General features: G+C 37.0%; 17 protein-coding genes. 7 read left to right on the top strand and 10 right to left on the bottom strand.

What is annotated here, in order from left to right; all coding sequences use genetic code 11:
* The first annotated feature begins 1 nt into the window (after nucleotide 1).
* Both QZ138_RS07440 and QZ138_RS07435 read left to right on the top strand, forming a co-directional pair.
* Complete coding sequence (locus QZ138_RS07440) at nucleotides 2–934, top strand: transcriptional regulator (RefSeq protein ID WP_292601706.1); 933 nt, start codon at nucleotides 2–4, stop codon at nucleotides 932–934.
* A gap of 10 nt (nucleotides 935–944) precedes the next feature.
* Entirely contained in the window at nucleotides 945–1331 is a 387-nt protein-coding gene (locus tag QZ138_RS07435; protein WP_292888148.1) for a hypothetical protein, read from the top strand.
* On the opposite strand, the gene QZ138_RS07430 is transcribed toward QZ138_RS07435, so the two are convergent.
* On the bottom strand, nucleotides 1328–2122 hold the full coding sequence (locus tag QZ138_RS07430) for a hypothetical protein (RefSeq protein ID WP_292888145.1): 795 nt from the start codon (nucleotides 2120–2122) through the stop codon (nucleotides 1328–1330). The two genes, QZ138_RS07435 and QZ138_RS07430, sit on opposite strands and share 4 nt — an antisense overlap.
* A 7-nt stretch (nucleotides 2123–2129) precedes the next feature.
* Complete coding sequence (locus tag QZ138_RS07425; RefSeq protein ID WP_292888142.1) at nucleotides 2130–2468, bottom strand: heavy metal-binding domain-containing protein; 339 nt, start codon at nucleotides 2466–2468, stop codon at nucleotides 2130–2132.
* 199 nt (nucleotides 2469–2667) lie between these two features.
* Between QZ138_RS07425 and serA the strand changes: the two genes are divergently transcribed.
* A complete protein-coding gene (gene serA, locus QZ138_RS07420; RefSeq protein ID WP_292888139.1) occupies nucleotides 2668–4242 on the top strand; it encodes a phosphoglycerate dehydrogenase in 1575 nt (524 codons plus the stop codon).
* Nucleotides 4243–4269: 27 nt separating this feature from the next.
* Here serA and QZ138_RS07415 read toward each other — a convergent pair whose 3' ends face one another.
* The 4 genes from QZ138_RS07415 to QZ138_RS07400 are packed head-to-tail and all read right to left on the bottom strand — an operon-like array spanning nucleotide 4270 to nucleotide 6911.
* Entirely contained in the window at nucleotides 4270–4971 is a 702-nt protein-coding gene (locus QZ138_RS07415) for a Mov34/MPN/PAD-1 family protein (protein ID WP_292888136.1), read from the bottom strand.
* On the bottom strand, nucleotides 4968–5690 hold the full coding sequence (locus tag QZ138_RS07410) for a tRNA(His) guanylyltransferase Thg1 family protein (protein ID WP_292888133.1): 723 nt from the start codon (nucleotides 5688–5690) through the stop codon (nucleotides 4968–4970). Before QZ138_RS07410 ends, QZ138_RS07415 begins: the two co-directional genes overlap by 4 nt.
* Nucleotides 5690–6454 carry an aspartate dehydrogenase gene (locus QZ138_RS07405; RefSeq protein WP_292888130.1) on the bottom strand — a complete coding sequence of 255 codons (765 nt, stop codon included), beginning with the start codon at nucleotides 6452–6454 and terminating at the stop codon, nucleotides 5690–5692. The genes QZ138_RS07410 and QZ138_RS07405 overlap by 1 nt, the downstream gene beginning before the upstream one ends.
* A gap of 52 nt (nucleotides 6455–6506) precedes the next feature.
* Nucleotides 6507–6911, bottom strand: a complete 405-nt coding sequence (locus QZ138_RS07400; RefSeq protein ID WP_292888127.1) for a PRC-barrel domain-containing protein — start codon at nucleotides 6909–6911, stop codon at nucleotides 6507–6509.
* A 169-nt stretch (nucleotides 6912–7080) separates the two neighbouring features.
* Between QZ138_RS07400 and QZ138_RS07395 the strand changes: the two genes are divergently transcribed.
* Nucleotides 7081–7803 carry a tRNA-binding protein gene (locus QZ138_RS07395; RefSeq protein ID WP_292888124.1) on the top strand — a complete coding sequence of 241 codons (723 nt, stop codon included), beginning with the start codon at nucleotides 7081–7083 and terminating at the stop codon, nucleotides 7801–7803.
* Nucleotides 7804–7818: 15 nt separating this feature from the next.
* Here the strand turns inward: QZ138_RS07395 and QZ138_RS07390 are convergent, their stop codons facing one another.
* Nucleotides 7819–9231, bottom strand: a complete 1413-nt coding sequence (locus tag QZ138_RS07390) for a lactaldehyde dehydrogenase (protein ID WP_292888121.1) — start codon at nucleotides 9229–9231, stop codon at nucleotides 7819–7821.
* Nucleotides 9232–9281: 50 nt separating this feature from the next.
* Here QZ138_RS07390 and QZ138_RS07385 point away from each other — a divergent pair, with 50 nt between their 5' ends.
* Both QZ138_RS07385 and QZ138_RS07380 read left to right on the top strand, forming a co-directional pair.
* On the top strand, nucleotides 9282–9863 hold the full coding sequence (locus tag QZ138_RS07385; protein ID WP_292888118.1) for a TMEM175 family protein: 582 nt from the start codon (nucleotides 9282–9284) through the stop codon (nucleotides 9861–9863).
* Nucleotides 9853–10416 (top strand): TMEM175 family protein, encoded by a 564-nt coding sequence (locus QZ138_RS07380; RefSeq protein ID WP_292888116.1) that lies wholly within the window; start codon nucleotides 9853–9855, stop codon nucleotides 10414–10416. The genes QZ138_RS07385 and QZ138_RS07380 overlap by 11 nt, the downstream gene beginning before the upstream one ends.
* A 2-nt stretch (nucleotides 10417–10418) precedes the next feature.
* On the opposite strand, the gene QZ138_RS07375 is transcribed toward QZ138_RS07380, so the two are convergent.
* From QZ138_RS07375 to QZ138_RS07365, 3 genes are all read right to left on the bottom strand, one after another.
* Nucleotides 10419–10601, bottom strand: coding sequence for a class III signal peptide-containing protein (locus QZ138_RS07375; RefSeq protein WP_292601679.1), 183 nt, complete (start codon nucleotides 10599–10601; stop codon nucleotides 10419–10421).
* A complete protein-coding gene (locus QZ138_RS07370; RefSeq protein WP_292888113.1) occupies nucleotides 10601–11533 on the bottom strand; it encodes a type II secretion system F family protein in 933 nt (310 codons plus the stop codon). Before QZ138_RS07370 ends, QZ138_RS07375 begins: the two co-directional genes overlap by 1 nt.
* 118 nt (nucleotides 11534–11651) lie before the next feature.
* Nucleotides 11652–12218 carry a transglutaminase family protein gene (locus QZ138_RS07365; RefSeq protein ID WP_292888110.1) on the bottom strand — a complete coding sequence of 189 codons (567 nt, stop codon included), beginning with the start codon at nucleotides 12216–12218 and terminating at the stop codon, nucleotides 11652–11654.
* 198 nt (nucleotides 12219–12416) lie between these two features.
* On the opposite strand from QZ138_RS07365, the gene QZ138_RS07360 reads away from it, so the two are divergent.
* Nucleotides 12417–13363 (top strand): transposase (locus QZ138_RS07360; protein WP_292888107.1); only part of this gene is annotated, 947 nt, incomplete at its 3' end.

The following is a 13363-nucleotide window of genomic DNA, read 5'->3' as shown; positions in this document are numbered from 1 at the left end:
TATGTTAACTAGAAGCCAACTATTACACAATATTGAAAAACTGTTAACTTCACAGGGTTTCAAAACCTCAGACATTTATGAACAAGGTTCTTTTGATATTGTAGCAAGAAAAAACCTGCAGATATTACTTTTAAAAACATTTCAAAACATAGACAGCATCAATGAGCAAAATGCGCATGAAATGAAGCAATTGGCAAATATTTTTCTTGCATCACCAATCATAATTGGCGAAAAATCCAGAAATGGTGTTTTAGAGGACGGAGTGGTTTATGAAAGATATGAAATCCCCACAATCACCTTTGAAACATTGAAAAGCATGATCATATATGGTGAATCCCCTGAAATTTTAGCCGACCGTGGAGGATACTTCGTCAAGATTGACGGCAATGTCATCAAGCAATACAGAGAAGAATATTCGATGTCACTAAAGGACCTGGCAAGCCTTGCACATGTATCCCGTGCAACAATGTACAAGTATGAAAATGGAATCGTCAGGGCCAATACCGAAACTGCAATGATACTTGAAGAAATCCTCAACACCAAGGTGACACTGGACATTGACCTGCTACAGCAGCCAAAACAGGATGAAATCAAATTTACCGACGACGTCAATGACCTTTCAAAATTAGGCTATGGCGTAATATCCACAAGCAAAAGCCCATTTGATGCAGTGGCTAAAATGAAAAGTTCAGACAAGCATTCACCATTAATGGCAAATGTTGAAAAGAACAGAAGCGAAAAGACTCTGAAAAGAATGGCAATACCTCTCAAGGATTTATCGATGGTTACAACTTCAGAACCTGTTTTCATTATCAACAATGACAAAATCAAGGAGTCAATCGGCACCGTTCCGGTCATTAAATCCTGGGAGCTGAAGGAATTTGAAAATTCAAAGGAACTGCTGAAAATGATTAAAGAGAGAAAAGAAAGCTAGAGGCAATAATATGGAAAATTTAAATATAACAGATATGGAAAATTATCCGATAAAATGGGTCTGTAACTTTAAAGGCCAAACAGCAATTGGAATTTGTGGGAAAACCCAAAAAATAGCAATGTTTGCATCAGACGAAAGGGTTTCTCGAATACTCGACGATATAGTAATCGGAACCGATGAAAAGCAGGAAGGATACGGCTGTGAAGAAAAGGACAGATGCTGCAATTTCGAATGCGAATACTGCGAAATATCCCCTAGACAATACCTGCAAATCACAGGCAAAAAGCCATCAAACAAAAATATAAATGATTTAATCAATGGTCTGGCCGACTTGAACCAATCACTGGAGGATGACGGACACGTCCCATTTGAAGAATATGAAGTTGTCAAACTTTAATATTCCTTCAATAATTCAAAGTCTTCGCGAGCTTCCTCAACCTTGGCAATGCCCATGCAGACAGCATCTACAAAATCAACATTTTTATAAAAAGTAAACGCTTCTTTTGGTTTTAACACTCCTGCCGCCAGAATTCTGGTAGCTATTATTTTCTTATCTAATTTTTTTATTTTATCGATGAATTCCTGTCTTTGGGAAGCATTGAATGCACTGATATCCATCATATAGGATAGACTGTTATATGGAATCATGTAAAAATCAAAGAGATCCATATCCAAATTCTCCAAAAGCAAGTCTGATGTTCTTGATGGAAATGCAGTAACAAGACCTGAAAGGGAACCTGCATCATTTATTCTATTTAGTATCCTTGAGGTCAGCCCCCAGTCATATCCGTCAGTTATGAACTCATCAACAAGCATCACTGGGCAATCATAGGAACTGAAAAGCTCAATATCCTCGTCCCAATCGACCTCCTTTGCAACCTCATAGTTGGGATTCAAATAATCGACATCACTTTTACCTATTGTTGCAATTACTTTCATCTCACAACCCTGAGAAACTGCAATGTCATATGCTTCAAGCAAATTGGAATCATTGACCAAATTGATTGCTCCTACACCCTGATTATATGATTCCACAATTACTTCAGCGATATTTTGAGGATTGTTATATAAATCATCCAAGTACAGCCTTGATCTGTGACCATAGTAAAGTTCGGCCATAAATGGACCATATCCCAAAATAGTTTGCGGAATTACCTTTCCTTTATATTCCAAATCCTCAAAAAACATAATATCATTATTCTTTTTCTACAACTACAGCTGTTCCATATACCAAGATTTCCTGCATTACATCAGATATCTCATTTGAGTCGAATCTGATTGCTACAATACCATTTGCACCCAATTCCCTTGCATGGTCGATTGCTCTTTGCAATGCTTCGCCTCTGGACTCTTCCATCATTGTAACATATTGTTTGATTTCTCCACCAAAAATGGATTTGATTCCAGCACCGATTTGACCACCGGCACCTCTGCTTCTGACGGTTAATCCGTATATGAAACCTTTTGTCTCTACAGTTCTAAATCCTGGAATGTCATTTGCGGTTGAAATTGGAAATTCTTCTACACTTACCATAATATCACCAATTATACATTGGCAAACAAGTATATTAAACATTTTCATTTAATAGGTGCCAAGAACTGAAAAATATTAATTTTTCGAATGCACAAAATATTTTCAAAAAATATTGATTATATAATAATATTTTAAATATGATAAAAAATAAAAATTTAAGTAATATTTATGATTAAATATTGAAAATTATGGTGAAAATATGAAAGTACTTATTGCTGATGCTATTAATGAAAAAGGTATCGAAAATTTAAAGGAAGTAGCTGACGTTGTTGTAGATACTGAAATTACTCCTGAAGAATTAGCAGATACCATCCACGAATACAATGGAATTATTGTAAGAAGTCGAACAAAATTAACAGCAGACATTATTGAAAAAGCTGACAATCTCCAAATCATTGCAAGAGCCGGTGTTGGAGTGGACAACATTGACCTTGATGCTGCAACCGAAAAGGGTATCATGGTTGTAAACTCTCCTGAATCAACTTCCGTAACTGTAGCGGAACACACAATGGGTTTGATTTTAAGCATGGCCCGTAAAATATCCATTGCAGACAAATCCGTTAAAGAAGGCAAATGGGAAAAGAAAAAATTCATGGGAGTTGAACTCAGAAACAAAACTCTCGGTGTAATCGGTATGGGAAGAATCGGTTCTCAGGTAGTCAACAGATGCAAAGCATTCGGAATGGATGCCATGGCATACGATCCATACTTGCCTGAAGAAGTTGCAAAACAGATGGGCGTTGAATTAACTGAATTGGACAACGTTCTCAAAAACGCTGATTTCATTACAATCCACGTTCCATTAACTCCTGAAACAGAACATTCCATCTCAACCGAACAGTTTGAAATCATGAAGGACACCGCTTACATCGTCAATTGTGCCCGTGGTGGAATCATTGACGAGGAAGCATTATACGATGCATTGGCAAACAACAAAATCGGTGGCGCTGCATTAGATGTATATGAAGAAGAGCCACCTGCAGAAGATTCAAAATTATTCGAACTTGACAATATTGTCTTAACCCCACACATTGCAGCTTCAACCAAAGAGGCACAAAGGGATGCTGCAATCATTGTTGCTGATGAAATCATTGAATTGACTAAAGGAAACAACCCTAAAAACGTATTGAACATGCCACGTATTGACAACAACACTTACCAGGAGTTATCCCCATACATGGAATTATGTGAAAAATTAGGAAGTTTCATCTCACAGGCCGTCAACGGCAAACTCAAAGAAATTGAAATCATCTACAGCGGGGAATTGGCTGAAATCGCCAATCTCGAAATATTATCAAGGACAGTTATCCAAGGTGCCGTAAACCCATTCTTAAGCTCCCCTGTAAATGCAGTCAACGCTTCTCTTGTTGCTAAAGAAAGAGGCATAAGCATTACCGAAGGCAGAAAGGACAATGCCAAAGGATACGAATCATTGATTAAGGTCATCGCCAAAAGTGAAACAGACACCTTCTCAGCAGAAGGTACACACCTGCACGATGCAAGAATCCTAAAAGTGAACGGCTACTGGGTAGACGTTATTCCTAAAGGACACATGTTCATTGCAAAATACGAAGACGTTCCTGGAAGCATAGGTAAAATTGGCACAAAATTAGGCGAACACAACGTCAACATTGGAATCATGCAAGTCGGAAGAGATGAAGAAGGCGGAAGAGCCATCATGGTTCTGACTTTAGATAAAGAGATTCCAAAAGAAGTAATAAAAGAAATCCAAGCTTTAGACAATGTTTATGAAGCTATTGGATTAGAATTATAAAAAACAATTTTTCACCATAATTGTTTTTTATTTTTTATCTATTTTTTTAACGCTGCCATCGGGATTTAACTCAATTCTAATTACCCGTTTAGGCATTTGGGTATTTGATATGACTTCAACATGAGGTTTTCTATCAAATCTGTTTTTCATTTCGGATTCGTCATAATAATTTTCCCGCTCCTCATCAAGAGTCTTGAAAAAATCGTCATCATCCTCATCGAAAAACCCTGGTTTGAACTCATCCCTATCGGTTACAACATCGCTTTCATCAAAAAATTCGTCAACATCGTCTTTTCTGAAATCCGCATAGTCTCCCAATGTATAATCCATTGGCTGACCGTAGCGGTCATATGACTTGAAGGTTTCAAGAGAATATGGCAGACATACAATCATATGAAAGTACCCATTTCTTGAAAAGGTCCTTAAATCTGCATCGGAAGGCCTTGCACTTGGTCCGGGGTGTGAGTGAACAGATCCCATGTATTTTGTATTCATAGGAATCATTTCCGTGTGAATGACTGCACTGGTCTTTGACCTTTCGCCCGGCAAAAATATCAGTCCTGTGATGTATAGGACTTTATCTTTTATTTCCCCGTCAAAAAATGCCAGAAATTCATTGGGATAGGATTTTTTTGAGTAATAAATTACTGATTCGAGAACTTCACGGTCTACTCTGACTTCTCTAAATTCCTCGTCTTTGTTTCCAAGTATCTTTGAAATGAAACTCATTCAATCACCCCTATTTTTTTAAAGAAATTCTCATTGAATATGGGAAGCTCCCAATCAGTGAAAACGTAACTTCTGTATGATGTCTGATTTTTGTTTTCCTTTTTGTTAAAACCGACTACTTTTTTATTTTTCCTGTATATTCCTATTCCACGTTTTTTGTAAGTTTCAATGTCATTCAAGTTAATGCCATTTTGGAACAATAATTCATGTATTTCATTTAACTTCATACCATTTATTTTATCATTGGCTCCATTATTTGAATACTTTGTCTTGAGGTATGAAATCCCATGGGAATTGACGCAGTTCATCCAGGATTCATCCTGCCTCCATCTGAAATAATCCATTATATCATCATCATTAATCGGAATTATTCTTGAATCGAAAGCGGGAGGCTTTTTGAAATCAACATCATAATGGATTACAAAAGAGCTGGATGCAAACCCCGCCATTACAGAGTTGATTTTTTCGATTCTGCCATCGAAAGGAATATTGTTCAAAAGCAAGCTTATTTCATCTGAAAAAGTATAAACGAAACTTGGAGAAAACTCCCTAAACAAATCCTCACAGACTTCTGCCATCACCTGATAGAAATTCCGGTCATATGGCTTGACCAAATCCAAATCACTGGCCAATTTATGAAATGCCCTGCCGTCCAGGCGGACAATGACCTTTGAGTTTTTCGGAACCTTCAGAGATGAATAAACTTCATAATCCTTCATTACATACCCACGCTAATGGTTTCATTGAAACTTTTAAGTAGCCTGATAGCTGAAAGAGCCGCCAGCATGCTTGTTTTCGGATTGGCCGCACATGGATAATTCATGGTTATTGTCTTGAACTCGCCGAAGTCTCCCTTGGCGGTGATTTCGTGAACATTCCGGTCCACATTCGGATCGACAATGATTTTAACATCAATGTCCCTGTTGCATGCCATACTGATAGTTGCTGCAACATTAATGTTTAACGGGAATTCCTTAACCGCATCAGAAGCCTTGCCTTCAAATAAGATTTCTTCAGTGTCAATGTCCTTTCCAAGGGATTTTGGTGATTTCCTTGTAACGAGACTGACTTCCTTAAGTCCGAATTTGGCAACTGCCTTGATTCCATCCAAACCTACAACCGCTCCTGAAGGCAAATGGATTTTTGCATTGTTGTCCCTGGCTATCTTCAATACATCGGTGTAGAAATCGGTATCCATAAATGCGCCGATGCTCATTACAATCATGTCAATGCCCCTTTCCAACACAATAGGTGCAAAATGCTTTACTGAATCTGGTGAAGCGCATTCCAATACCAAATCAACATCCTTCAACATGTCTTCAAAGTCAAGCACAGCAACTCCACCTGCCAGGCTTGCAATATTCTCCGCCCTTTCAATATCCTTATCAAAAAAGTATGCGATGTCGATGTTACTCTCTTCAGAAACTATGCTGGTTGTAATAATATTGGCAATAGCTCCACAGCCTATAATACCTACTTTCATAGTATCACGCTTGAAAAAAAGTTATAAAAAAAAAGAATTGTGGAAAGATTACTTATAATCTTTCAGCATCGAATTGGCTTTGAGTTTCGCCTTGTGGTTGAGGGGTTTCATGTTGTGGAACAGTAGGTTCAGGGATTTGTGGTTCAGGAGCCACTTTTTTAATGTCTCTAGGATTGATTAGCATAATGTCCCCGATAGCTTGAACTTTATCAAAGTCCACTGTCAACAAATCATTTTGGAAGGATCTCATGTTGTTGTCTTCAGGCATTTCACCACGAATGGTACCTAAAAATGAATTAACGAATCCAGCCGGTTTTGGTTGTTGTTCAATTGCCCTTACTTGTAATTTTGAAATAGTACCTAACCTTATATTAAGAACAACATCTTCTACACGACCAACATAGTGTCCTGTGTTGGTATAAATATCTAAACTGCGTAATTTTGAAACTTCTACCATGTTTTACACCCAAGTATAATAATCAATAATATAAATAAATATGTATTATTTTATTTAATTGTTAATATAAATACTTTATGTTTTTTTTAAAGTTTGAAAATTCTTTTTTGCAAAAAACTTATTATATTTTAAAATTAAAATATAAATCAGACTTAAAAGAGGACTTTAAATGTGGGATACAACAAAAGATTATAGAATTTTAGTGGCAAGCAAAGCAAGAGAGAATTATCTGAACCTTATTCCAACAGCTTCATTTCGCGGAAGCTGGAATAAAAAGCAAGCGATTGAACTAGGAAAACAGATGAACAGCGATTTTCAATCATTGACTTATTCTTACCTTGAAGGGGATGAACTTGTAAACTCTCCGGATGTTGCTGCCCTGACCGAAAAGGCTTTAGGCATCATTGAATGTTTGGGCGGAGATGACTGGAATAAAAAATTCCTAAGCAACGCTCCAAAGGAAGACAGGCAAAAGACACAGGAAAACATTGCAAAGGTCAGATTTTTCCTTGACACACTTATCGGCTTAAAGGACAGACTGGCATTGGGTCCGATTAATGACCCTATAATTGGCGTGGACATTAAAGTCGGAGAGGTAATGAGCGTAACACAACATCCTAAAAATGAAAACTTAATGCTTTGTAATGTAAACCTTGGAAAACGTGCCATAACAGTTGTAACCAATGATATGAACGTTAAAGATGACAACAAAGTGGGAGTATCATTACTGCCTCCGCAATCATTCAGCGATATCGTCAGCGAAGGAATGTTTTTAGGGATGGACGGAAATATCCTGAAAGATGTTGAAGGCGACCTTGGAGCAATGCCGAAAGGCATACCTATGGAATCACTCAATGAGACCCGTAACCTTGTTGAAAATTATTTAAAATAGCTCAAAACAGCTATTTTATCTTAAATTCAATCCTATTAATTTTGTTTTTGTCATTTCATCAACAGCGTATTTTATCCCTTCCTTTCCAACACCACTGTTTTTAAATCCGCCAAATGGCATGTTGTCAGTTCTGAATGTTGACTGCTTGTTGACAAATACCGTTCCGGCCTCTATTTCATTGGCACATCTCATTGCAGATGAGTAACTTTGGGTAAATACTCCAGCCTGCAGGCCATATTCAGTTGCATTTGCAGCTTCAATCGCCTCATCAAGATTTTTAACACGAATTATAGGTGCAACGGGTCCGAATGTTTCTTGAACAACCAGATCCATATCCAGTGTGACATCATCAATTACCGTTGCAGCATAGAATGCGCCGTCACGTTCGCCTCCGGCCAATATTCTGGCACCTTCAGCAACTGCATTGTTGACAGTCTCTTCCACCTGCATTGCAGCCTTTTCAGAAATCAAAGTCCCTAAAGTTGTTGTGCTTTCAAGAGGATTTCCCATCTGCAATTTTTCAGTTGCCCCAACAAGCTTCTCGCAGAATTCGTCGGCAACGCTATCCTCAACGATAACGCGTTTCACTCCCATGCATACCTGTCCTGCATTTAGGAACGCTCCATTGATAATTCCTTTAACGGCCTTATCCAGGTCCGCATCCTTCAGAATGATTACAGGGTCGTTTCCTCCAAGCTCGAGAGTCACCTTTTTCATTCCTGCCTTCTGTGAAATCATCATGCCTGTTGTTACGCTTCCGGTAAATGATATCTTGTCCACTTCAGGAGAACACACCAGATAATCTCCTATTTCAGAGCCGTATCCTGTAACAACATTGACAACACCGTCCGGAAACTCTTCATCAAGCAGTTCACAGAATTTAATCACTGCCAATGGGGCCTCGGTAGGCGGCTTTACAATAACTGTGTTTTTGCATGCTATGGCCGGTGCAATCTTATGGATTGTCAGATTAAGCGGATAGTTAAACGGAGTTATTGCCGCAACAACCCCCAGGGGCAATCTTTGGGTGAACGCAAAAAATCCCTTGCCGTTAAGGCCGGCATCCAGTGGAACGCTTTCCCCGTAGATTCTTTTTGCCTCTTCAGCGGACAGTCTTAATGTCTCAATTGACCGGTCAACCTCAACCAGCGCCTCGCCGATAGGCTTTCCAACCTCCAAACATAGGAGACGTGCGAATTCCTCTCGCCTCTCTTTCAGTTTTTGAACTGCATTGAGCAGCTTGTTTGAAATTTTGAATGCTGACATTTCAACCAAAGACTCCTTGGCATCATTTGCAGCATCTATTGCCAGTTGTGCAGTTTGCCTGTGAGCAATCGGAACCGTATCTATTACTTCACCATCATACGGGTTTTTTACTTGAATCAAATCGTCACTTGAGATATGCTTTCCACCAATCAACATGTCCATCTTATCACCTTTAATTAATATTTTATATTATGAAATTATAAATATTGACTATGGAAACGAATCGTTTTGAAACATTTTTCGATGCAATCATCGCAATCGTAATAACCGTGCTTGTTTTAAAAATTCCGCAACCTGCAAGCCCTACCTTAAACGCTGTTCTGGACTTGCATACGATGTATATTGCATATCTGATAAGCTTTTTGATTCTATACAATTTATGGTATGCCAACCATAACCTGTTTCAGCTTGTCGAAACGATTGACAACACCACCCTTTGGATTTATGGAATGATGACCTTTGTGATATCCCTCATTCCTTACTTTACAATCTGGCTTGCAAATAACCCTAATTCAGTAGCCGCCGAGACAATGTTTGGACTCCTCTTCATTGTAACCCATATCTTAAATACTTTGGCCACAAAAGCTGTCTACAGAAGCAACCCATACAATAAGAACCTGCAGGAAATCAATCACGATTCGTATTACATGAATCTGCCGTTAATCTTAATTATTATAGGATTCATATTGACCTACAGCGGATACTCAAAGGGAATATATTACGCCTGTTTGACATCAATTGTCCTATGGATTCTGATTGGAAGAATAATCAGGAGGAAGAAAAATGGAAACTGAACGATTTGAAGCATTGATTGATGCCATTCTGGCAATTATCATCACAATCATCGTTTTGGAAATTCCACTTGCAAGCAACGGCACCTGGCAGGCACTCCTAGACATCAAATATGAATTCATAATCTATGCAATCAGTTTCATGATCTGCTTTAATTTCTGGAACTTCAACAACAACATATTCAGCATCGTCAATAAAGTTGACCCTAAAATCATTTGGACAATGGGCCTGACCTTGTTTGTGTTTTCACTGCTGCCGTATCTGACAACATTTGCCGCTGAAAACTTCTATGTATTTTTCCCTCAATTCCTATACGGCTTGAGTTTTATCATAACGGCCATATTTTCATTGATAATCTGCAAATTCCTGAAAGATGCAGATCCAGGAAATGTTGCGCTTCAAGTTGCTTTAAGTGACCCATATCCATTCTACTCCACAATCATTTTGGTTATGATTGGAATTGTAATAGGTTATTTTGTATATCCTCCAGTGATAATGCTATCCTGTTTGATTTCAATTCTTGGAGTTTGGATAATTCCAAAAATCAAGAGGTAACATTATTTAAAATATTTTTCCAATGCGTTCAACTCGCCGTTGAATTCCCTGACTTCCTTTGATGAGATTTCACCCGACAAATCCTTCATGTATGTGTTGTACATATGGACTGCAAGCAGAACCACCACAATTATTCCTCCGAAAAGCAGGATAAACTCAGCTGAAGCCTGACCCCGATTATCCATCACAATCCCCCCATAAGCAGACTTCCGCCGAATGTGGAGATGAAATAGAATATTCCAAATGATGAACATGCAAGAGGCAATGTGAACTTGATTCCCTTTTTTACATCACCGTACATGATTATGCTGATGATGAATGCCACCAGAACGGAATGTATAATAAGGTATAACTCTCCGGCAATCGGTGCGGCCAGGATGATTTCCGACTCCATTCCATACCCTTGCATGAAGCTGGAATACACACTCACCATCCCTATTGCAAAGGGCGTTGCAATGACAGCCGAAATTAAAAGAAACATCACAGACATCATGACTGAGGATTTCCTCTCACGTTTAAGAGCCATCAAATCACGCAAGTCATCCGAAACATCAGACAGGACTTTTGAAATGCTTGATCCGGATTTTCTTCCGTCAAGAATTATTCCAAAAACCCTTTCCAGTTCCTTTGACTTTAATCTTTTACTCATTGCCCTCCAGGCATCGTCAAAATTGCGACCCATACGAATCTCAATGATTGTTCTTCTCATTTCATCGTATAGTGGCCCTTCGCCGTACTGCGACATGTCCTCCATTGCGTTTTCAAAGCTGAGTCCTGTCTGAAGCATGCTTGAAAGCTGCCTTAAAAAGTCCGGTGAAGTCTTTTCGATTTCCTGTGCTCGTTTTTCCTGCTGGACAACTACATATGTGAAAAGCCCCGGAATGACAAAAAGCGGCAAGATTAACACTGAAGCAGGCAAGTTTAGAATTGTTAATGTTAATGTTAATGTTAAAGCAATTTCGCTAACTAAAATGAAAATTATGAGCATAGCTAAAACTTTACTTGCATCTGTAAAAATGGCTCCACTCAATAAAAATTCCTGTAATTTAGATAATTGCTTTTCAGGCATAATATTGTCCAATAATATTGCTAAATCATCGATTATTTTAAATTTCATAAAATAAAATTAGACTTCAAAGCATATAAAGTGTTGGTTATTTTTAAAATCAATTTTACAAGGTAAAGACAATATTTAAAACCTTAAATTATTTTTCGAATATTACACCTCAACAATATTAAAAGTCGAAATCTATGTTAATCTCAAACAAATTCTCGGTTTGCGCCAGTGCATTTACCAGTCTTTCATCCAAATCAGCATTATTGTCCATATAATCAATTTCACCAAATTCCTCTCGAACCTGAAAAGCCAACTGGTCTTTATCCAAACTAAATTTTGCATCGCCGTTGCCCGTATTTCCCCTAGCATCAATCCTAATCCATTTATCTCCATTGAAAACAGTGTTTAAAGCATGAACCATGTGGCCCTGACTGTCGTCCTCGGCAATTGTCAGAAGCTGATAGCTGATTCCTGACGGAATTCCGTTTGCCCTTAGAAGAGCTGCAAGAAGACATGATTTTGCCCAGCATATTCCAGTTTTATTTATCAATGCTTCGCTAGCAGTTCTTGAAACGGTATTTACTCCAATATCCCATGAGTGAGGAATTTCATCCCTAACAAAGAAATAGCATCTTTTGATATAATCAGCCTCATCACTTGACTGATTTTTTAATTCACAAACCTTTTCCTGAATATGAGGATTCATATAATCAATACTTGGTGTTTCAGCTAAATAGTTATTCATTAACATCACCTAAAACTTTAGGGGTCTGAATTTTTTTAATTCAAATTCCTTCTAATTTTCATTGTTTTTTAATTTTATCATGGTAATTGAGTGGTGTTTATAAAAATACAATAGAATTTTTTGTAATTTTTAAAATAAGGTCAATAATATCGTTAAATTTAAATACAATGTGTTACATATATTTATTTGGCGATAAAAATGAAACACAGATTAAATTTAGATATTAAAGACCCAAACTATACTTTGTTGAAAGAAATATTTAAAATTATGGATTCTAGAAAATCCTCAGAAATTTTAGCATCCTATGGATTTAAAAACTTAAATAAACAAATATTTTCATTCAAAATAATATTTATACAAATGTTCTTTGGATTAGACATTCCATTCATTTTAAATGAGCTGGAAACTAAAAAAGAACTTCAAAATTACTTCAATATTTCTGAAATTTTAAGTGCAGATCAAGTTTACAAAATTTTTTCACAACAAAACGAAGAAAATCTCTTTAAAGCATTAAATAGAATATTAAATCATCAAAATAGAGTAAAAAGAAGAGGAAAAAAGACTTTCATTGTTGATGCGACACCAATCGACCTGGATTTTAATTTTAATAGAAATAAAAAGACTAAAGAACATCTTGCATCTTTGAATTTAAAATGGAGTTATTCATCCTCCAAAGGATTTTATATTGGATTTAAAGCCACTGTTGTTCTAAATTACGATAGTATGAATCCTGTTTCAATTTTAATTCATTCTGGAGCACCAAATGATTCTAAACTTTTTGATGAAATTTTGGAAATCCTACAAAAAAGACGAATTATCCAAAAAGGAGACATATTAATCTTCGACAAGGGATATTACAGTTATCAAAATTACCAATTAGGAATTAGCAAATATAAAATCGTTCCTTTCATTTTTCCAAAAGAAAATTTCAAAAGAACAAAGCTTAATGACCAATTATCTTATCCATTACAAGTATTTAAAAAAACAAAGAAATTACTGGCTAAAAAACAATTCTACAACATTCTAAAACACGAATTATTTAAAAAACTAGACAAATGGGAAAAATTCAAACCAATTAGAGGAAAAATAGAAGACTTTTTCAAATTACTCAAACAAGGATTGAATTTAAGACAAATACACAAATA

Origin of the sequence: Methanobrevibacter sp. UBA212 (assembly GCF_905233225.1) — an archaeon.
Taxonomy (GTDB): Archaea; Methanobacteriota; Methanobacteria; order Methanobacteriales; family Methanobacteriaceae; genus Methanocatella.
This window is presented reverse-complemented; position numbering and strand designations above follow the sequence as displayed.